We start from the raw sequence: 21,732 nt of genomic DNA, 5'->3' as shown, positions 1-21,732 counted from the left end.
ATCAGGTACGTGGCCATTTCATACTCTTGCGACTTAGCACCCAGGCTTCCCACGCAAGCATCATCTCCCGGCGCTGATCCAGAAGATCTGTCCGGTGATAAGCCGCCTCGGTTGCATTCCTGATCGTATGTGCAAGGGCTCTTTCCGCCAGATCACGCGGGTACCCGTTTTCCGATGCCCAGTCCCGGAAGCTCGATCTGAAGCCATGCGCGGTGGCGATCCGCCCCGGCGTGTCGCTGGCGACCTTGTGATCGCGCAGGCATTTGGTCAGCGCCATGTCGCTAACCGGCGTGTTGTTTCGCGAAGGGAAGACAAGCTCGGTCACTTCCGAGTCTGCGTCCTGCCGCAGTCTTTCGAATAGCTCGATCAGATAGGGAGAAAGAGGCACCCGATGCGGAACCTTTGCTTTCATGCGCTGGGCCGGCAGGGTCCAGACCCCTGCGGTCATGTCCAGTTCCGGCCAAGCCATCTGCCGGACTTCCCCCGAGCGAGCGGCCGTCAGGATCAGCACTTCCAGCATGAGTTTCGAACGTGTGTGCAATCCGGCATGCAAAACGTTCGACACAAAGACCGGCACGTCCCGCCAGGGCACGGCGGGCTGGTTGGCAACTCGCTCGCGCTTGCCGGGCTGCTTGGGCAGCAGCTGGCTGACAACACCAACAGGGCTTGCCATGATAAACCCATGTGCGGCGCATCAGTTCATCACGGCATCACACCGCTGCTTGACACGCGACGCGGTTTCCGGCTTTTCCAGCCAGATCGGTTTCAGCGCACCAGCGAAATCCGCAGGAGACAAGTTGGATACCTGGATGCTGCCGATCGAGGGAAACACGTATTGCTCCAGCGTGTTGATCCACTGGTTGGAGTGTTTTTCATTTCGAAATCCCGCCTTTAGGTCCTCATGAACCTTACGCGCCGCCTCGGCAAAGGTCGGCAATGCCATTTTAAGCCGCTCGCTATCCAGCAGCCTCTGCCGTTCATCGAGCGGATCCTTGTCGTTCTCCAACAGCCGCCGCGCCCGAAGGCCTTTTTCGCGGGCTTCCTTCGGCAGGACGGCCGGATAGCTTCCAAGACCCATATCCCGGCGCTTGCCGGTTTCAGGTGATACAAACCGGAACACCCACTTTGCCTTGCCGACTGACTTTCCGGGAAAGAGATAGAGCCCTTGAACAGTCCCATCGGAGACCGGCTTGTCGCCAGGCTTGATCTTCCTAGCCTTGGCACCCGTGAGCATCGTCTTGTCCCCCAACGCGTCCTGGCCAAATCAATTCAGACCATCATCCAGACCATCATGAGACGTGATATTTGCTGCCCCATTATGATAGAGATAGATACAAGTTGCAGATGCAGTAGGTCAATTAGTTGTTTTTTTGTAAGGTGATAATCATATCATATTAGACCCAATGATCGAGATTGAAATCTATTTCTTGGCGGACTCTCTGTCCGCCATTTTTTCTTCCGGTTTAGCATACGATTGATGCGAACAAGACGATCAGTGTCGTCTCTTCCGGCATTCGTGTGATCGGTGCTTCCGCTTTTTCTTTCAAAGCGACCGCGCCCTCACCTCATATTTTCGATGAACCAATCCGTGCCATCACCCGCTCGCGGCGCGAACGTCCTGACGGACTGATCTTGCGTCCTCCGATGCAGCCTCCTCCCAACAGAACAGCCCCGAATTTGGTCTTGAAAAGTTTACTCCAACTCCAGTTTCTGCTCGTAAGAACGAACGGTGTTTTTTGGGAAGTCAACGAGACCCGTCCTAAGAAATCCTGTCGTACAAAACAGCTTCCGGATCCTCCAAGGCCATTGGTGCTTCTGCCGCACCGAAATCACGTCGTTCCCCTCAACGGTGAAAGCGTCGCAACATGACGGGTTGGCTCGCACATGGTTTCCGTTTCAGGGCCTGCGGATTCGCAACTCCAATCCCGAAGACAAGTTTAACATTAGATTAACATAGTATATTTGATATGCTTCTTCCCCATTTTTCCTTTTTTTGGAAATCACATTAAATAAAATTCAAAACCACCCTATAGAAACAGATAACAAAAATTTGTGTTTTCTAACACAAGCGCTAGTGCCCCTTCCTATAAACTATTACATTGAAGTCACTGATTTGTGTGAAAGGTTATTTGTGACCGACGTGTTATAACGTGTGCCAAGCATTTTGCGCGTTTCGGCAGGATCGTGGCACGACACTTAAGGTAAGGACAGTCAAGTGTGCATGCTCTGCCGCGCCACCGGACGCACCAAAGAGTTCCCTGTTGTCGCAGGTTTCACCTGCAGTGAGGCGAGCAGTTCCAGCGCGTCCGCCACATATGCCTCAACGCCTGTCTACAGCAATGACCAGATCGCCTACCAGCTGACCAATGGCTTTTGGGGCGGATCGGACCGGTCGTTCAACGTCGGCGTTGGCGGTTCGATCTCCGTCAACATCACGGCGCTGACATCGGCCGGACAAAATCTTGCGCTGCAAGCCCTGGAACTGTGGACCGACACGACTGGTCTGTCCTTCAGCTTCACCTCCGGCAGCGCGCAAATCACATTTGACGATTCAGACGCATGGAGCGCCTGGAACTGGTCGTCAACCGGCGACGGCACCATTTATTCCAGCAACGTCAATGTCGGCTCCAGCTGGATCGGCTATTACGGCACCGGCATCAACACCTATTCGCTGCAGACTTACGTTCACGAGGTAGGCCACGCCCTCGGCCTCGGTCACGCGGGCAACTACAACGGTTCCGCGACCTATGGCGTCGACAATCACTATGCCAACGATTCCTGGCAAGCGTCGGTGATGTCCTATTTCAGCCAGTCGGAAAACACCTACATCAACGCCAGCTACGTTTACGCCGTCACGCCGATGGTCGCCGACATCATCGCCATTCGCAATCTCTACGGCACAACGGGCAACACCCGCACCGGCAACACCACCTATGGCGACGGCGCCAATTCCGGCGACATCATGCAGACCATCAGCAGCATGAACAGCTACATCAGCTACACGATCGTGGATGATGGCGGCACGGATACGCTCAACTTCAGCTCCTACAGCGGCAGTCAGCGGATTGATCTCAGGGCGGAAACGGCCTCTAACGTGCGAGGGTATACCGGCAATCTTATCATTTCGCGCGGCACCGAAATCGAAAACGCACTGGGAGGTGCCGGCAATGACCACATTGTAGGCAATGGTGCCGACAATGAACTCCATGGAAACAACGGCAACGACACCTTGCTCGGCCGTGGCGGCAAGGACCGTCTATTCGGCGGTCATGGACACGACACATTGCGGGGCGGTGACGGTAACGACATTTTGTATGGCGGCACCGGAAAGGACCTTCTGGATGGATCCGGTGGTCGTGACTGGGCTTATTACATCAACTCAAACTCGGGTGTCCGTGTAGATCTATCAGGCAAGAATGCTGGTGATGGGGGAGATGCCGAGGGAGACACTCTTCGAGATGTCGAAAGGGTTCTCGGCTCAGACCACAACGACCGGCTCTTCGGAAGCAATGCGGACAATCAACTGAGAGGAGCTGACGGAAAGGATCGCCTGTACGGGTTCGCCGGAAATGATATTCTGCGCGGTGAAGACGGCAAGGATATATTGAGAGGAGACGCTGGCGCTGATGTTCTTGACGGCGGCGCAAGTTTCGATTGGGCATATTACGACAATTCTAATACATCTGTCAGAATCGATCTCTCGGACGGCAAGTCTGAAACGGGAGGCCATGCACAGGGCGACACTCTCATCAGCATTGAGCGCCTCTTGGGTTCAAGATACAGCGACCGCTTGTATGGTGACAATGTTGACAACGAACTTCTCGGCGGCAAAGGAAACGACATTCTCAGAGGCGGCGGTGGCGCTGACAAGCTTGACGGCGGTTCCGGCAACGACTGGGCTTACTACAGCACCTCCTCGGCAGGAATACATGTCAACATCTCAAATGGCGGTGTGGAATCAGGTGGCGATGCAGAAGGCGACATCTTAATCGGCATCGAGCGCATTCTCGGCTCGAACTACAACGACAAGATACTGGGCAACGACGCGAACAATGAGATAAGGGGTGGTTCAGGCAATGATCAACTCTATGGCCTCAACGGGAATGATACGCTGCGCGGCGAGGCCGGTGCAGACAGACTTCGTGGAGACGCTGGATCCGACAAGCTAGACGGGGGCGCAGGCACAGATTGGGCGTATTACGATATCTCAAACGCTGGCGTGCAAGTGAACCTGGGCGACTCGAAGTCTGAAACAGGCGGGCATGCGCAGGGCGACACGCTGATCAATATTGAAAACCTAGCCGGATCGGATCACAACGACAGGCTTTTCGGCACAAGTGGCAACAATGAGATCCACGGTCGCGCCGGGAAAGACCGGCTGTACGGCGGAAAAGGCCAAGACACATTGCTAGGTGGCGATGGCAAGGACCTTCTTAGAGGGGATGCCGGAGCCGATGTGCTGGACGGCGGCTCAGACTACGATTGGGCGTACTATGACAACTCAGACGCCGCCGTTCAGATCGACCTTTCGGACGTCAACACAGAGACTGGAGGACATGCACAAGGTGATCGACTGATCAGCGTTGAACGCCTGCTCGGTTCAAAATTTAACGACACGCTGGTAGGCGATGGGGGGAAAACCAATTTCTGGGAATGGCGGGAAATGATACTCTAGATGGCGGTTTGGGAGACGACGTGTTGACTGGAGGCGACGGGCAGGACGTGTTCTTGTTCCGCGACAACAGCGACACTGATATCATCACGGACTTTGAAGACGGTCGCGACACGATCGCAATCGACTTTGGGACGATTGCGTTCAGTGACTTGAACATTTTCGAGAGGAATACGGAAACAGTCGTCGCCTACGACAGCAAAGAGATCATTCTAGAAAACTTTAATTACGCACTTCTTTCCGAGAACGACTTCCTCTTTCTTTAGGTCTTTTACTGAAAATGTAGGAATTCTCGCCATACAATTTCTCTACCGGCTTTGCGCTAGCACCTTCAGAGCCGAAAGCTTTACCTAGATCATAGAGACAATCTCGGCTGGAACTACTTCTACAGGCGGATCGGGCGAAGGTCGTGGGACTTAGCGACAAGAAAGCCAGTCACATGGTCACGCTCAACCCTTCGCAAGCTTGGCTAAAGTAGATCGACAATTCTGGTTAGCGTCCTGTGGACGCCCACTCCGTCGACCCACTTTTGTCCCCCCACAAAAAAGAAGTCTGCCCCTTCTTCACCAGACATGGAACAAGGTGGGCTAATTCAACCAAACAATGTGCAGAAACGGCACGCGAATTACTTTCCCTACATTTGTTGCACCTCGCCTATGTCTGGCTGTGACTAAAGTAATTTTCTTACATGAAAGGACTATCTGGGCGTTTGCGCCTATCGGTCAACTTTTAGTTTTTTCTTTGCAGCCTACTTCCCCTTCGCGGCAGAGAAGCGCGCAACGGCCGGACTGGGTAACATGTAAGGTTTTTCCAGAAGCGGACAAAAGCGCTGACTACCCAAAAATCCCGCGCAAAAGACGACCCAACATCGTCGTTTTCTCTGGAGGAAGGGGTTGATCGCCAGCTTTCTGCTGCTCTTCGAGAACTTGTTCGTTTGCCTGGAGTATGCTGTCCAGAAGTTTTTGCGGCGTAGCATTGCAAATTTCGACACGAGACAATGGCTGAGCACCTTGAAACGCACGTGGCAGGTCCTGCCGCACCGCCATCACAAACCCATCGAAGGAACTGGTTTCACAGTCGTAATCAGTGGACAGGTCGATCCTGTATCCATGGCTCTTCAACTTTTCCTGCACCCCCAAGTGAAGTTCCTGAGAGTGCGTTGAAACGAAAAGATAATCCACCTTCATAGCCTTGAGGCTTTCTTCCGCTCCCTCAAGCATTTCGATTTCAAAGCCTTGAATATCGCACCTCAGGAACTCCAAATGATCGATGCAAGCCTTTCGAAAGAACGCATCCAACTCAAATTTACCGTGTCCAACAGACGCCTTGATAAAAGTTCCCCTATAGTTGTTTCTCTTGAAGTTGGCTCGTCCCGAGCGCATGTTTCTGGTGTCGGGTTCAACCATCCATACAGACGCCCCAGGCCGTTCTTTTTTCATCCACATGGAATAATGCGCCCAACTCGAACCCAACTCCAGCATTCGGGGGCGATCGGGGAGTTGTGAAAGAAGCTGCAGGAACGCGTACTCTACAAGAGGCTCGTGAACTCCTCTGTTGATGACCAATATATCCGAAAAGTCACCATGAAATGCTTCATCTCCACTCACCGGAACTTTATGGCCATTGTGTAACGTTACAATGCCTTTCCTGACGATACCCGCTTCCGGATGCCTGGGAATAAGAATATTTATTGGATCAGAAACTACTTCACGAAACCGATCTCGATTCTTACTCGCCTTCGGCGGGAAATAGAGTTCTTCACTATGCATCGTATCTCTTTGCATTTTGACCGACGATTTTCAGATACAACGATACCTACACCGTAGCACCAATGTTAGGAAGCTTTTTGATGTTTTTCAGAGGCAGGATCCGGCATCACGCCTGACACAGGTTAGCTTACAGCACTGTCTCGATTTTTAGCAACACCAAAAGAAAAGTTTCTCTTTCATCTTTTACTTCGCAATAATTCTGAAGAACTGGCAAGCATGTGACCGTTGCGCCGAACAAAGACACTTCAAAGATGACTACGAAACGGGTCGGCGACTTCAACTCGCCGGTCCTTGCCTGTGTTTCAAACATTAACCAAACAGCACCAACTATATACCACACGTCTTGGGGATGTGCTTCACACAGACTGTCCAGTGGTCAGATCTAGGTGTTTACTTGGAAAACGCCATTCTCGAAACTGCCAGGCATGTCACCGCGGCCCATTCGTGAGGTTACTATGCCTCATCTTCAAAAGAGTAAGGGCGGTAGATCATTGTCGCTACCATTCGTTCATGGTTCTCCTTCTGAGGATATCCACGATGAGCACCATGTTGACAAGAAATAATGATGTCCCCTGCCTTACCTGCAAACGCGAAGGCTTTCTTTGGATCGACATATAAGGTGTCCCCTTTCTTTTTGGGAACAAACTTTGCTCGATAACTACGACGACGCTCTTCTTCATTCCCGTGACTTCCAAGCACGTAGCAATACGGGCCATCGTCTACGGATTCCACATCCGTAAGGTACATAAACACCTTGATTATGGGCGTCGACGAATCGTAGTGGAACCCACGCGTTTCCTGAATACTCTTGTTAACATAGATATTCAGGTTTGTTGGGCGCTGGTCCGGGAACACCCTATTGATGGCTGCTTTGATACTGTCTCCCCCCAAAACGTGTCGCAATTGCAGCGCTTCCGGCACAAGCCTTTCAATATTAAAGATGTCAATCAATCCGTTGTCCTTCTCACCCCGGAAATGAATAACTGGCTTGGGCTGCAAAGCCTTGCCCTTGTTTCCACCTTCAATCTGACTGGTACCGTCGAAAATCGCATTTTCGGTTTCAGTGAATTTACCACGAACTGCAATGTCTTTGTTGTCGTCAATGAACCGATCAATTTTAAGATTTACACTTCTAACGACATGCGGATCTGCGAGCCCCCTTACGACGCAAACCCCATGATCCTCGATCAAATTCGCAATTTTGATCTTGTTTTCCTCACTCAGGTCGTCGCCCGACACTTCAACCAAGAGTTCTTCCGAGGGCGGAACAGCCGCCATCTTATACAGCAGCAGCTCATCAATGTCCCCATAGGTGCTATCCAGATGGTCTTCCACTTGAGAACTTCTACGATGTAGGCTCCGCATTTGCTTCAGGATTTCTTCGATAGGCTGCTCATCAATCCCGTCAGCCTTTTCTTTCTGAGCGCCAATTATTTACTTCGCATACGCCTTGATCCCGGAAACTGATTTTTTGCCACTCGTGTCGCTGTGCTTAGATTTCAGAGCCTTAACGGCATTTCTGATCGTTTCAATCTGCTCTGTGAGATTACCCATCTTCGAAAATACCTTCTATATCCCAATCACCTGGCTGACGTCACAGGTGAAATGCGCAAGCAATCTAATGCCAAATTGGCGGGAGGCTATACCCACATAGACTTATGTCGTTCAACGGAAAACTGGCGATTTGCGCGAACAGTTACCCGAATCTTACAAGTCAGCTTTCACAGCGCCGAAAAGTTTTTCTCCGGCAAACCTCCATTCACAACCTGACTTGGGCTGCCCCCACGAGCAGTCGCGCCTCTTTGCGGATCGCAGGCTCTTCAACACGGCAGCTGGCTAAGCGCCCTGCTCCTTCCTGGGCCCCTCTTCTCTTATCAAGAAATGTTCGTCGAAGACCTGCATGATAGAATTTACCGCCTCTTTGGTAATGTGGCGATTGTCATCTTCCCACGGGTCTTCCAAGTACTGGGTAACAAGTTCATAAGAAGGAAAATAGAAAAGGTTTTCATCCACAGACTTGAGTGAAATGAACTCATCCAACGCCGCCCGCAATTTGGCCTTCGACACGCTGTTGGCTGCAACGATCGAGCGGTTGCTATAAGTTCCTAAAAGTGGGATTGGAGAGAGCGTCATGATGATAGAAGCGTCTGGTCTCACCTCGCGAATACATTTGTAAATCGCCTCTATATTCTCCAGGTTTTCGGAGAAAGACACCGACTTGTTGATGTATCGTTCTGGATCAAGTTTTTTGTGTGGGATAAACTTCCACAAATAGGTATTTTCTTCACGATCAAACCAAGCCTCGGTCAACCCGAAAGTAATAATATACACGTCAGATTGCGTGACCAGCGCCTTGATGTCTTCAAGTTCATGATAGGTTTTAGCTTTCTCTTCCGCTCCTCCGACAAAGATGCGACCGATCTCCTTGTTCTCAAAGGCCCACTCAAATTGCATGCGAAGTGCAGGAGTGTGGACCATGATTTCATCAATTCGGATAAAATCCGAATCCGCGTGTTTCCAAGTGTGCGCATTCACATTGAAGCCGTGCCCATGAAGATATTTGGAAACATTTCCAGCAAAGCAGGACCCAAATGCTGTAATCTTATGTTCTTTTTTAATAAAAGGTTTTTTTGGAACAAAGCCGTGTAGATAAAAATTTTCAACAGCTTCTTTGGAATAAAGTTTGTTCTTATTTGGCCAACGGCGAATTCCGCTAAAACCGTGTTTTTCCAAAACTGAAAGTTTAACAGATCCACTCGCCATTTTCTTACCCTGCGTAAATTCTCATCAAAATGATGCTGCCCGAAAATATTGCATCAGCCTTTTCGTGTCGAATGATTATCACCCGTTTCCGAGAATTTTTTGCCATGCTTGCCTCAATTCTGGCACCTGCTTGGCGGTTGTCGCTGGAATTTGCGGCAAAGTGAGCATAACTATGCAATACTGTTTTCTAATTGTATGAAATCGGCACCTTTTTCCTTAACGAGATCAGAGAACACTACCGGAAAATCTGACATTTTTTTTTCACACCACAGCTGGTCTTCTTCGCTCATTTCTTCTTTGTAGGTTCCAGATTTTGCTTTTCGAACCTTGAGTGCATTCAATCCGCTTCCTAATACTCTCATTTGCGCAATCTTTCCCTGGCGCTCTCCCTGTCGCATGGTCTCGGCGCTTGAGACATCAGCAATCTTAGATACCTGCTCCTGGGAAAGTTTCACACCAAGAAAGTTTGCTACATGCTCAATTCCGGTCGCAGGAGACCGAAGCAAACCTTCATAACTCATCAAGAGCATCGAACGTGGCGTTCTCAAATTGGCATCCCAAATAGCATAGAAGCGCATCATCCGATCCCATCCATACTCCGGAGATCTGATGAACTCGGACAGAGTCAGACCAACTGGGCGCGTCGTTCTGCTTGAAAGCTGATGATAAAGAGAGACGATTGTGTCCCTTGGATCTCGCACCACAAATATTACGCGACCATTTGTGTATCGCTTGCGTTCGCTGTGAAGATCCAAGTAATTCCAATCATGTTCGATTCCATTTTCAGCACGCAGGCTCGCGCCGTCATGACTGGCTTTGACCAGGATTGGAGACGGGAGGCTTTTACCCAACTGCGTGATACGGATCGTTTCTTGCGGCAATGGCTGCCCCCCTTCACAGCAAGAATTTGCGCAATTATATAGCGCAACCAAGTGTAGCCGCTCTTGGGATGAGAAATTAGATAAAAGATTTCTGGAGAGGTCTGACCACTAATTCCATCAGCAACCTGATACCAAGATCTTGCCTTCTCTACGTCACCAATACCAGCCAAAGCACGCGCTTTCAACATCGCCCACTTGGCCGTGGACTTCCGCTTTTCATCAGCTGTTTCTAATCTTTCTATCATCTCTCGATAGCGACCATGCTGCGCTAGCATTTCTATCGAGATTTCCAACTCAGACCAGTTATATTTTGGATAGGAATTAGAAATCGCTTTGGTTAGCCACAATTGAGATTCAGTGACTTCCGATTGGCTGAAATGAAACTTTGACGCCATCAGGGGAAAGATTGCATCCCGAGGATATTTTTCGACATATGCCAAACATCTTTCAATCCCTTCCTTAAAAAGAAATAGATTATCCAAGACTTCCAAATGAATCTTCGAAATTCGTTTCGTATCAATATTACTATTTGCGTCTATGAGTTCCCTACACTCTTCAATCGCGCCTTTTTGGAGCAGACCCTTTAATCTTTCTTCAAGCTCTTTTTCGTTCATAGGTCGGCACCTTCTGTTGCTTCTTTTACTGACAGTGACTGTAATAAGGTCAAGCGGTGTGGCCTTCGCTTCCTTTTTTAGCTTACCCTATTTTCTCGCAAGCCTTTTTGGAGACCCCTGCAAGGAAGTTGATGAGTTCCAACTGCCATCTTGAGGATGGCACTATATTTCAAGTGGCTCAGCGGCAAGACACCCACTCGACCTCTGCCCATTTGACGACGTGCCTCTACTCGACTTCTCCTCCGGACCTGAAGCACCAAGGTGTCGCTCTTTGCCCGGCTGTGCTTTGCATGAGGGTCAAAGGCCCACATGCTTAGAGAGATACTATCTTCTAAGCACGATCAAAATCGCTACTGGACTGCCGCTAATGTTGAGGCTCAAACGCGGCAATTGCAACGATGCTTTCATTGCATAGATCGAACTGAGCGTCTGGCTTGTGTCCAATCAGTCGCCGCAGAGAGTGTGCCGGACCAAATGACGAAATACGAACATGGTCGAATCCCGCCAGTGAGAGAACCCGGAAAAGCGCTTCGGGAGAAAAGAAACTCACAGCTGGCGAGAGACTCATTTTCCGAGCGTTCAAACGTAAAAGAGAAGCATTTCTCACCTCAACATACAGGGTTCCCCCTTCTTCCAGAAGATCTTTTGCTTGCCTGAGAAGCTTTGGAAGCTCATCACTCGGAATGTACTCCAGACAATGGTTAAGTATAATCTTCTTATACCGCCTATTTTTGTCACGTGGCGTGATTACCGGCGTTATAACGTTTGTGTCAGGGTCTTGCTCCTCCTCAACACTTGATTTGAAAGGAGACCATTCATTCCAGTCCGTTAAAACAAAATTATTTGTAATCAACGGAATAAGAGGGTTGCCGAGGTAAAGAATTTCACCCTTCTCGCAGCTCCCCAGTCGGCTCACCTCCGCGGACACAGCGTCTTCCCCGGCAGCTATGTTTGCTGCGGCACAGATCAATCCATTCAACGCGCTGAACGGGATATTGCTTCCTTTCAGGTACTTTCCAGACAAGAAGTCAGCATATCCATATGGCCGCACCGCAACCTTTGAGAACCCACAATCGTGGCACCCCTCTACGCTGAAATTTAGAGTATAAAGATCGGCACGCGATGGATATTCAAATATTGACCTATTTGTACTCTTACAGCACGGACAAGAACTTCTTCTTACTTGATAAAGTGGTCTAGACTTAAACTCTTCGTTGATACGGTTGCTGATTTCTTCCGGGACGTCTTTTTCGACAAGTGTCTGTGTCACAGACCCTATGCCGAATTTCTTGAGATCTTTCCCATGCATAAGTGGTGTCAAAACCATCTTCAGTCTCGCCAACGTGCCGCTGTCAAGCCTGATCCGCATACATGTTTCCATAATATCCTTGAATTCCAAGGATCTCAGACGCCTGTCATCGTGTTCATCTTCGAGAAGGATAAACTTGTAGTTTAAGAAAAGCGCCTTGTATATCGCGCCAAATTCGTAAACAGTTCCAAATCGAATATCAATGTGATTGACGCTCAAATAAAAAATATCCAACCATTGCTCAGCAACTTTGCGAAAGCTTGGATTTTCGGCAACCCAATACAAATAGGAAAGCAAACAATTGGCCAACGCAATATTGTAGGAACAAATTGGTTCTACGGCAATGATACCAACATTGTCCGTAATCTTGTTCAACCCGACTTCTGCTATTTCTAGCTTTCCCAACATGAGCGCGAGCTGCGAATAAGCCAAGTGTACCGATGGAAACCATCTGGCTTCCTCAGCAATTTCACAATTTAGGTTATTTGCGAAAATCTTCAGTATTTCGGTAAGTTTATCAAATGTTTCCCCGCCAATACGTTCGGGTTGTTCCGTGTACCGGTAACAAATAGAACAGAATGAAAAAGCCTGTGCCGCAATTTGCCCTTCGTTTTGGCCTCGAAGAAAGGCTTGCCAAGCCGCAACAAGTTGAAAATCCCTGCCAAATTTTAGCCCTTTGCGCCGACGGATAGAGTCGTTTACCCCCTCCAGTCCATTCGGAAATAAGGTCTCGCCGAGGTCTTCCCTCTTGTTTCCGCAAACGAGCGCCAGGCGTTCATTGAATACTACGAGATTTTCTACAATCGTCCCTGTAAAATCGATTTCCACGTCCTTGAAGACAATCTTTCCGACGTCGATTTGCTCCACCGTGAGCGGGAGAATTCCTTGCGATGTGTCTAGTATCCAGCCTTCATGCTCTGCGGTAACATTCGGGTCTCCCGGGTAGATGACCAAGCGAACACGATCGTCCCAGATCGCCTCTAAATCAAAGACGCATTCATTCTTCGGAACATCAGTTGTTTTCACGTGCATTCCATATTGACTGGGCGAGTTCAAACTGCGTCTGCGTGTCAACGTCGAGCGACGCGATACCTGACAACTCTATTATATTTGGTCGCGAACCAATTCTGTTTTTTCGGTTCCTGTAGATATCCACGGGTGCAACGAATGCACCACTGTCAATTTCCCAAAGGACTTGAAGCGTCTGGGTTCTTGGCCATGCAACAACAGAGGGATCATAGTTCTGCGGCCCTTCTTCGTTCCAAAGAAACGTTTGCAAGCGCTTGGCTGTCATTGCTGAATCATATTTGCCGGACGCAATGCCTGTTTGGTACCGATCAATAACTTCCGCGTACCCTTCTGGCCCCAAGAAAGGTGAGGTAACATGGGTCCACAGGATGTGATCACCAGTCAATACGGTTGCGGCGTAGGAAATGACTTCGTCCGTTGTGGTGTTGTTGCCACAGAACTCATCGGGTCTGTTATCCAGGACAATTTTGCTGTTCGGCATGTCAATATATCGACGAGCAATCTGCTCTACAGCCTCGTCATTGGTTGAAAGCAAAACAGAATTAATACCGTCGGTGCTTTGGAGTTGTTCGAGTTTGATGTCCAGTAGACTGCGCCCATCGCTCGCGAACTGTCTCGTGTTTTTATCAGGCACCCTCAAGCTGCCTTTACGGCAGGGCAGAAAGACTTGTATACCAGTCATAGATCCATCACTCTTCAGTAGCGGTCCAAAAGTTCTTCAATACTTCGAATAATTTCGCAGCTCCCCCCCAATTTCTCGACCGATTCTGGTTGGTCTGAGTAAGTTGGCATAAGCACACAACGAACACCAACTTCTGCGGCTGCTTCGAAGTCCTTAGTTGAATCACCTACGAATACGAAATTCTGCGGACGATCTCCCACAATCAATTTCAAACACTCGGCCTTGGGCCTAGGAGATCCAAGGATCTTTTTGAAAGCTGTGGCTATTCCACGATCTTTGAAAACCCTATTGAGTTCCTGCTCGTCGCTTCCGGAAGCTACGAATAGGTCATGTTTCGCTGACAGTTTCTCAATCGTTTCCAACGCCCCTTTTGTAAATGGCGCGGCCTGGTAAGCTTTATAGCAAAGTTCCGAATAGTCGCCTATCAACTGGTTGACCAAATCATCATCTATGGGAGACCCGATGATATCAGAAAAGAAATATCTAAATTTAACATATCTAGAAATACCACCATTTGACTTGTGGTATTCCAAAAATCTCTCAACTTGATCCGAAGAATAGTCCGATAGCGTTTGAGAAAAAATATCATTTTTCATTCTATTGCTATCAAAAATCACGCCGTCGCAATCGAATATGACGCCCATCTCGTTGTGTTCCCGCATTCCAGTTGTTGACCAACATCAATCAGCTTTGGTGGCCAAACGCGCATACAAGGGATCAATCCTTAGGTCATAGCGTGTCGGCAGTAGGCTGCTAATCGATATGCCTTGTAGCTCCTTTTCTGCCGCTTTTAAGACCATTTGGGTCTCGTCAGACAACCAAGAAGCGTCTGTATGATCAGAGTAACCATCAAATCCGACGAGAAATACTTCTTCCGCGCACAGGTCCCGGGCAGCGGCAAGAGCAAGTGCCAGGGGATTTATAGACGACAGAGCCTCCTTGCCAGTTCGGCCACCGGTCACATCGCTGGAAAAGAGTTTGCCCGAACGCGACACCTCGTCCGGCACCCCCGTATACGCGCTGGTGTCAATGACAAAGCCGGATATTTTCTCGATCCACGTCCTGCTGGAGAGCGTAATCTTGTTGAACTCGTCTCCGACAAGGCACAGATATTGTTGTGGAGCTGTTTGCAGATAGAAAGCTAGATGTTTACCGCTCGAGTGTATCAGAAAGGCATCATTTTTTTCGCAGAATTCGGCTACTCCAGCCGTGTGTTCAAGAGCCGTTGCCCCCCCCCAACAACGACGACCTTCTTGTCGTGCAATTTCGGCAACGCATCTCGAAGCGGTTTAGCAACGTTTCCTGACTTCTTTTGCTGCTGCACATCCTCATCTTTTCCGAGCGTTGTGAGAGCCCTTACAATAGCAGGCATATCGAAACGCTTTTTCGACATCCACTCCATGACCGGAGCTTGAGGCAGTCCGTTTAGCCCCGCAATTATATAAGGTATCTGAGCACCCCACTTGTGCACCATCTTCATTTCTGAAAAATGATCCAAAGCCGGCGCGGCGGCAAAGAAGTCTGGTACATTGCCGAGATTGCTTTCCAGGTAGCTCGCGATCAGTTCAGTTCGCAAGTTGCCGGCACCCCGGCCCATTCCCTGCAACGTCCCATCGACAACATCAGCCCCTGCGTCCAATGCCGCAAGCGCATTTGCAAAGGCGAGCGTCAGATTATCGTGCCCGTGAAACCCTACAGGAACGTCCAATATGTGCTTTGCCAGCGATACAGCCTGGGCGACCTCTGTAGGATAACAGGCCCCGTAGGAGTCTACCAAGGAAACGATATCGCAAACACCCTTATTATTTTGTATTTCTTCGAGTACATTTGTCTTGTCATAGTCACTCGAGAGATACATCAGGTTTAACCCGACCTCGAAGCCTAACCGCTTTATCGAATACGCGAGTTCAAGAGCAACGTTCAGCTTTCGCGGGTCTGCAGCAAGCCGCACAAAATCAATCAGTCCCTGACACTCTTGAAGCAGTTTTGCACTGTGTTCAGGCGGGCAGTTCTTAACATCTAGCATGACGCCGAGTTTGGTATCTGCAGGCAGTTTTTCTCTCGCGCTCTCTATATAGCTGAGCGGCAAGTAGTAATACGCACCTTTGTATTTTCCATATTCGGGTAATGCCCGGTAACCCAATTCAATGTAAGAAACCGGCAGACAGGAGACAGCCTCGAGATATCGATCTACGCATTCCTGACTGAAATCCCAGTTTGTATAATAGCCGCCATCTCTCAAGGTGCAGTCGAGAATCTGCCAGTCGCTTCTTGAAATCACCGTTTATTTCTCCGCAAGTCTCAAGCCACCGGATTGTCAGACATGGTAACCGAGGGCAGCCTCTTCCCGACTCGCGGGTTATAGGATTTCGATGTCGAATTCGCAACCCATGGCCTTGATCTATAGGAACGGACCTGAGACCCGATTTCCATCCACTTTGGCACAGAGTCCGCTGGTCGATTGGAGTGCTACCCTCTTCGCGGCGGCTCTCCACCACTGGAGTGCTTTCCGATCAGATTGAACCATTTGATGGCTCCAAACGGTTCATTAGGCAAGGCGTGGCGCGAAGCCCGATGCGGCGCTACGGGAGCGGTGCAACAGCGAGACCTGTTCTGAGAAATGGTCCAGCGAACCATTTAGAGAGGCAAACGATGAGCTATTTTGAGCCAATAGAGCGTTTGATGAGACTATGCGGTTCAATCGGCAAGGCGCGTTGCGAAGTGCGATGCGGTGTATCGTGCACGCGGCGCAACGCTGCCGGGGGGCCGGATAGTCTCCCCGGCAACAGCACAGATGCGTTTGATAATCACTTGAGAATGGGCCGGACGGTTTGGCACGCTAACGTCGTTGGCCCACCCTTGTGATGGGAAACACCACCACGGGTACCGGCCTCGCCAGCGAGCCAAACCGTGCTTGTCAAATCGTTCAATACAATCGGCAAACGCTCTAACGCTCCTACATTTCGCGCTCCATGATGCACGCCTTCTGCGCATCCGAAAAGATGTATCAGCACTATGCAATAAAGGTGTTTGAATAGCCCCGCACTTTCTAGACGCCTTCAGAGTTCAGTTTCTGCTGCCGTTCGAACTCGACGGGTGACAGCATCCCGCTTCTGACGTGTTTGCGCTTTGGGTTGTAGAACATCTCGATGTAGTCGAACACATCCCGCCTCGCGTCTTCGCGTGTATTTTAGGTTCGTCGCCGCACTCTTTCCCGTTTGAGCAGGTTGAAAAAGCTTTCGGCAACAGCGTTATCGTGGCAGCTTCCACGCCGGCTCATGGAGTGCTCCAGATTGTGAGCGCGAAGGAATGATGCCCAGTCCATGCTTGTGAACTACGATCCCTGATCCGAATGGATCAGAACTGCGTTCTTTGGCTTCCTCCTCCATACGGCCATGAGTAACGCCTGCAACACGACATCCGTGCTTTGTCGGCTCTGCATCGACCATCCAACAACGCGGCGGGAAAAGAGGTCGATTACGACGGCAAGGTAGGCAAAGCCTTCCAGTGTCCTGATGTAGGTGATGTCTGTCACCCAGACCCTGTCGGGCACCTCCACATTGAACTGCCGGTCGAGGCTATTGTCGAAAACCATGGCAGGTCTTCCGCCATAGTTGCCCGGTCTCCGCCTGTATCCGATCTGAGCCTTGATCCCGGCCAGTCTGGCCAGTCCTGCGGCACGGTTCAGGCAGCTCGTCTCTCCCTGATCAAGCAGATCATCATGAAGCTTGCGATATTCATAGACCTTGCCGCTCTCCTTCCACGCCTTGCTCAGCAGTTCGGTCTGGCGGATGTCTTCCCGGGCCCGTTTGCTCAGCGGAGCCTTCAGCCAGGCATAAAAGCCGCTTGGATGGATGCGCAGGCAGCGGCACATCGCCCGTACCGAAAACACGGAGCGATACTCAGCGATGAAGGCGTACCTCACTTTGCATCCTTGGCGAAGTACGCGGTTGCCTTTTTTAGAATGTCACGCTCCTCGGTGACGCGAGCCAGTTCCTGCTTAAGCCGCCGGATCTCCGCGGCTTGATCGCCTTCCCCTGGATCGGGCGACTTGGAGAACTTCTTCTTCCAGGCATAGAGCGAGTGTGTGCTCACGCCCAAGCGCGTCGAAACCTCCGCAACCGGATAGCCACGCTCGGTGATTTGCGCCACCGCGTCCCGTTTGAAATCGTCACTAAAATTGCTCGTGCCCATCATGGCCTCCTTGCCTCAAAATTAGGGAAGAAGGCGTCTACAAATCTAGGGTCTATTCAGTTTACAAACCCAGGAGCGGTTCAAACTTTGAGCTTGACCAAATTAAACTTTGATCAGATTTAAACTAGCGCGTCCCGCTGTTAGCAATATACCGTGGGAGGTTTATGCTCGGAAGCTGGCGTTATTCCAGAATTGGCAAACCTTCTATTTTCTTTTGATATATAAAGCGTCATGCCCGTTGTGCGCGAAAAGCACGTATCTATCTGTTAGAAATTTGTGTAGCTCTGTATTCAAATGATTTTCGGCGTTCATTCTTGATTCCAGACATATGCAACCGATATCGTATTTGTTCAGATCAACACCTTGAAGAACCCTTAGTTCGTGCCCTTCAGTATCAATTGACAAAAAATCGATTGTCTCCGGAACGTTGTGTTCGACAAATATCGTCTGGAGCGAACTAACGGGGACGAACTCCGTCGAAACTAGTTTGCTTTTCTGCCCTAAATTCTCCTCTAGTCCATTCCATTGGCTATTTGAGTATCGATAGTATTTTTGGGTTGACGGTGCATTGGAAACGGCACTACACAAAAATTTATCTTCTCCGCGATACCTCTTGTACAAGCCCTCCAAATCCGGATTAGGATCGATATTTAGAACTCTTGCACCTAACTCGTAGAATAAAAATGTGTTGTTGTTAATAATCGGATGATGGCAACCTACATCGACGCAGTACCATTCGCCAAAATTCGCTCTTTTAAATTTCTTTTTAATCAGCAGATCTTGGCCAAGTTGCGAATAGGTATGCGCGGTTTTTATCATGATTACCCCTTAGCGGTTTTTTACTGCCAACATTTTTGTTAGATTTTGGTCTGGGAGTTGCAAAAAAGACGAGACTCGCATGTAATTGCGTAGATTTTTGTGCGCGATAGAACCTATGTCCGATCACGAATATTATAGTACATCAAGACAACAACTATCCATAGCCCCGTCAGTATGAGAAAAGCTGAAAACGAATAGAGCAGTCGGCTTGGGTATTGCGCAGCCTCTGACAGGGTCGGCCGTATAAACGTTGCAAGATACAAATGTTTGCTATCCGCGTCCTTGCGTGCCTGTTCAAGCCCTGCGAGCGAGGCCGTATAGAGTTGTTGTGCGAACTCTTCTTCTAGCTTGAGTTCCGCGTAATCATTTATGCGATAGGACAGCGACGTGCCCGGTTCGGAGGGTTCTGATCCCCCACCTGTACCTGCGAGGCCGGACCCGATTTTTTTCCGTTCGGAAGCTATCTGCCCTTTCAGCGCATTTATCTCTTCATTCAGGATACGAATACGTGGAGAGTTCGCATCCAGCTGGCTCAACAAAGTTTTCTTTTCCGCCTCTTTCGCCGCAAGCCTCTGGTCTAGCCCTGAAATGATCTCGAACGTCAGCCTCGCGTTGTCAAGTGGACTTAGAACTTGAGCCTCTTCGCGGAAACGTGCCATTTGCTTGCGAATTGCCTTAAGTCGAGCCTCCGATCGAGCGACTGACTCCTCCGCATTTTTCAAACTCTGTCGCCTGTTTGCGGCAGACAGCTGATTGACCAGCAATTCCGAACGTTCAAGGATCGCTTCAGCGACCTTCACGGAATCATCAGGACGAAACGTCCGAACCTCGACATTGATTACCCCTGACGTAGCGTCAAAAGCTACGCTGACCATATTGTTCCAATAGTCGAGCTTATCCTCAATCGGAAGGTCACTGCCCAATCGGAAAAACCAGTCTGCACCTTCCCTGTTGAATATCTCATCAAGACCCAGATCTTCCGGCAACTCCTCAAGGACTGCCTGGCTGGTCAGATAGTCACTAACAATGTAGCTATTCGAAGTCACAGAATCAGAACCGCTGTTCAGTACCATTCCCAGCACTTCGGTTGCAGGCGTCGTTGTGGAACTTCGAACAGCAAATGCCGTTACGCTGTGGTACTGGTCGCTTGCAATGAAGAACATGTAGCCGCCAATAATGGAACTAGGCACCACCACCATCAGGAAGAAGCCGACCGCGATCAAGACATGCCTGAGTTTGGAAACGGCTTTGCCAGCGGTCGCAGGCAAAGCCAGATCAAGAAGTTTTTGCGGATCCAGACCTGACTTCTTGAGTTTGTCCACCAAGTTCTGGTTCTTTCTTGGTGTCGGTCTCAACTCCTTTACACTATCCGCCGAAAGGGCGACAATTTCGCCCTTTTCAGTCCTCGTGCGAAGCTTCTTCGAGCTGTTTTTTTCAGCTGCTGACATGTCAGATGTGACCTTAGTTTCTTGCCGCTTACCGCCGCGCCATATTCTCGTCATGCATCACAATCGCATCATTGATATTCGGAAAATACGTCAAATTTCCATCCTCAAGTACAATCCCCGTCGTACAGAAATCCTTAAGTGACTTTGTGGAATGAGAAACCATGATGATGTCTGACTTTTCCAGCTTTTCGGCAAAAACCTTCTGACACTTCTTTTTGAAATTAGTGTCGCCAACTGCCGTGAGTTCGTCGACAAGATAGTAGTCGAAATCAATGCCCATGCTTACACCGAATGCGAGTCTCGCACGCATGCCTGACGAATAGGTTTTGACTGGCATACTAAAAGCGTTTCCCAACTCCGCAAAGTCCTTGACGTATTCCACCAAATGGTCGGTGTCATGTCCGTAAATTCTCGCGACGAAACGAACATTTTGCTCGCCAGTCAAGGAGCCGTTGAAGCTTCCCTGGAAACCCAACGGAAAAGACACATTCGCGAATCTGAGGATCCTACCGGACGTAGGCTTGATTGTACCCGCAATCATTTTCAGCAATGTCGACTTGCCTGCACCGTTTCGCCCCAGCAGTCCGATGCTTTCTCCCCGCGGAATCGTAAACGACACATCTTTCGCCACGTACCGGTACTCCCCCTTGTGCTTGAAGGACTTTGTAAGGCGGTCCAGACGGATCATTTTGGCTCTCTCAGTTTTCCATCAAAAAGCCACACGAGGCACAAGCCGAACACCACGGAAAAAATTGCCAAGCCTCCCACATAGGATAAGTCAACGTAGCTGGCTTTGTAGTTAGGATAGATGCCTCTTCTAAAAAGACCAACTATGTGAACGAGCGGGTTCCACATAATGAGGTCCCTAAACGGTGGTGGCAGGGTCTCCGGCAGGTAGAAAACACCTGATACGATAAACGCGGGTCTATTAACGACCCCCCAAATTGATTTGTACACGCTGCTGAAGTGGAACCAGACAATGTTCGAAATACCAACGCCGGCGCCCAGCGGCAGAGCGACCGCAGCAGCGAGAAAGATGGGTCCAAGGTCAATGCGCTGGATTGGAACAGTGATATACAAGAACCCGAAGATCACGATGTTAATAACAAACAACGTGGCTGTCTGCAAAATCACGCGTGCGATGATCGTATCGTATGGTCGCACGATCGGGTAATTCAGAAGAGCACGATTTGCTTCCACTGACGAACAAATCTGGTCCGACATTGAGCGGTACAGATAGAACGCCGCGTAACCGGATGCAAAAAAGAGAGTGAAACTGCGTCCAAGTGCAGGGACTCGAGCCAAGGCCGAAAACACTAGCGTCAAGATCGTAATCGTAAGAACCGGGTCCAGAATAGCCCACATGTAGCCGCCGAACTTACTTCCGTACCGCGTGGTCATTTCCCGGATCACGAGCGCGAACGTGATGGAGACCTGCCGTTTCAAGCTTTGTGCTAATGTTCCAGACTGCATTGCTGCTTCATTCCTTCGAGACCATCCACTTTTGGCCCAAGCGTGTATGTCACCGCATATTTAGCGCACGGATCCTAAG

The 21,732-nt window shown here is 49.7% G+C and carries 17 protein-coding genes and 1 pseudogene; 2 read left to right on the top strand and 16 right to left on the bottom strand.

All coding sequences use genetic code 11. The features are described 5' to 3' along the window. Position 1 precedes the first annotated feature (1 nt). Entirely contained in the window at positions 2–673 is a 672-nt protein-coding gene (locus CHH27_RS28395) for a site-specific integrase (RefSeq protein ID WP_198338284.1), read from the bottom strand. A gap of 21 nt (positions 674–694) precedes the next feature. Continuing rightward, on the bottom strand, positions 695–1,234 hold the full coding sequence (locus CHH27_RS28390; RefSeq protein ID WP_198338283.1) for an integrase arm-type DNA-binding domain-containing protein: 540 nt from the start codon (positions 1,232–1,234) through the stop codon (positions 695–697). Positions 1,235–2,221: 987 nt separating this feature from the next. Here CHH27_RS28390 and CHH27_RS23710 point away from each other — a divergent pair. Both CHH27_RS23710 and CHH27_RS23705 read left to right on the top strand, forming a co-directional pair. Further along, on the top strand, positions 2,222–4,675 hold the full coding sequence (locus tag CHH27_RS23710) for a M10 family metallopeptidase (protein WP_094073790.1): 2,454 nt from the start codon (positions 2,222–2,224) through the stop codon (positions 4,673–4,675). Then, entirely contained in the window at positions 4,654–4,938 is a 285-nt protein-coding gene (locus CHH27_RS23705; protein ID WP_094073789.1) for a M10 family metallopeptidase C-terminal domain-containing protein, read from the top strand. Before CHH27_RS23710 ends, CHH27_RS23705 begins: the two co-directional genes overlap by 22 nt. Before the next feature lie 567 nt (positions 4,939–5,505). On the opposite strand, the gene CHH27_RS23700 is transcribed toward CHH27_RS23705, so the two are convergent. The 14 genes and pseudogenes from CHH27_RS23700 to CHH27_RS23635 all read right to left on the bottom strand — a co-directional run bounded on the left by CHH27_RS23700 (position 5,506) and on the right by CHH27_RS23635 (position 21,653). Next, positions 5,506–6,441 carry an FkbM family methyltransferase gene (locus CHH27_RS23700; protein WP_157739084.1) on the bottom strand — a complete coding sequence of 312 codons (936 nt, stop codon included), beginning with the start codon at positions 6,439–6,441 and terminating at the stop codon, positions 5,506–5,508. A 453-nt stretch (positions 6,442–6,894) separates the two neighbouring features. Further along, positions 6,895–7,776 (bottom strand): phytanoyl-CoA dioxygenase family protein, encoded by an 882-nt coding sequence (locus CHH27_RS23695; protein WP_157739083.1) that lies wholly within the window; start codon positions 7,774–7,776, stop codon positions 6,895–6,897. A 501-nt stretch (positions 7,777–8,277) separates the two neighbouring features. Further along, the gene (locus tag CHH27_RS23690; protein WP_094073786.1) at positions 8,278–9,204 is read right to left on the bottom strand and encodes a GSCFA domain-containing protein; all 927 of its coding nucleotides are present in this window, start codon (positions 9,202–9,204) and stop codon (positions 8,278–8,280) included. Positions 9,205–9,374: 170 nt separating this feature from the next. Next, entirely contained in the window at positions 9,375–9,905 is a 531-nt protein-coding gene (locus tag CHH27_RS23685; RefSeq protein WP_247646330.1) for a sulfotransferase domain-containing protein, read from the bottom strand. A gap of 8 nt (positions 9,906–9,913) precedes the next feature. Beyond that, positions 9,914–10,699, bottom strand: coding sequence for a tetratricopeptide repeat protein (locus CHH27_RS27805; protein WP_157739081.1), 786 nt, complete (start codon positions 10,697–10,699; stop codon positions 9,914–9,916). 364 nt (positions 10,700–11,063) lie between these two features. Continuing rightward, complete coding sequence (locus CHH27_RS23680) at positions 11,064–13,034, bottom strand: methyltransferase domain-containing protein (protein WP_157739080.1); 1,971 nt, start codon at positions 13,032–13,034, stop codon at positions 11,064–11,066. Continuing rightward, the gene (locus CHH27_RS23675) at positions 13,021–13,719 is read right to left on the bottom strand and encodes a cytidylyltransferase domain-containing protein (protein WP_094073783.1); all 699 of its coding nucleotides are present in this window, start codon (positions 13,717–13,719) and stop codon (positions 13,021–13,023) included. The genes CHH27_RS23680 and CHH27_RS23675 overlap by 14 nt, the downstream gene beginning before the upstream one ends. Positions 13,720–13,733: 14 nt before the next feature. Then, complete coding sequence (locus CHH27_RS23670) at positions 13,734–14,363, bottom strand: HAD family hydrolase (RefSeq protein ID WP_157739079.1); 630 nt, start codon at positions 14,361–14,363, stop codon at positions 13,734–13,736. A 554-nt stretch (positions 14,364–14,917) separates the two neighbouring features. After that, positions 14,918–16,000 carry a hypothetical protein gene (locus CHH27_RS23660; RefSeq protein WP_157739078.1) on the bottom strand — a complete coding sequence of 361 codons (1,083 nt, stop codon included), beginning with the start codon at positions 15,998–16,000 and terminating at the stop codon, positions 14,918–14,920. Between the two features lie 768 nt (positions 16,001–16,768). Beyond that, positions 16,769–17,913 (bottom strand): annotated as a pseudogene (locus CHH27_RS23655) (IS3 family transposase). Positions 17,914–18,117: 204 nt separating this feature from the next. Continuing rightward, on the bottom strand, positions 18,118–18,732 hold the full coding sequence (locus CHH27_RS23650) for an FkbM family methyltransferase (RefSeq protein ID WP_094073779.1): 615 nt from the start codon (positions 18,730–18,732) through the stop codon (positions 18,118–18,120). Between the two features lie 113 nt (positions 18,733–18,845). Further along, the gene (locus tag CHH27_RS23645; protein ID WP_157739077.1) at positions 18,846–20,180 is read right to left on the bottom strand and encodes an RkpR, polysaccharide export protein; all 1,335 of its coding nucleotides are present in this window, start codon (positions 20,178–20,180) and stop codon (positions 18,846–18,848) included. Between the two features lie 28 nt (positions 20,181–20,208). Then, on the bottom strand, positions 20,209–20,868 hold the full coding sequence (locus CHH27_RS23640) for an ABC transporter ATP-binding protein (protein WP_094073777.1): 660 nt from the start codon (positions 20,866–20,868) through the stop codon (positions 20,209–20,211). Next, complete coding sequence (locus tag CHH27_RS23635) at positions 20,865–21,653, bottom strand: ABC transporter permease (protein ID WP_094073776.1); 789 nt, start codon at positions 21,651–21,653, stop codon at positions 20,865–20,867. Before CHH27_RS23635 ends, CHH27_RS23640 begins: the two co-directional genes overlap by 4 nt. Between the last annotated feature and the right edge of the window lie 79 nt (positions 21,654–21,732).

Source organism: Labrenzia sp. VG12 (assembly GCF_002237595.1).
In the GTDB taxonomy this organism is placed as follows: Bacteria; Pseudomonadota; Alphaproteobacteria; order Rhizobiales; family Stappiaceae; genus Roseibium.
The sequence above is the reverse complement of the archived record's forward strand: the minus strand, read 5'-3'. Positions and strand labels throughout refer to the sequence as shown.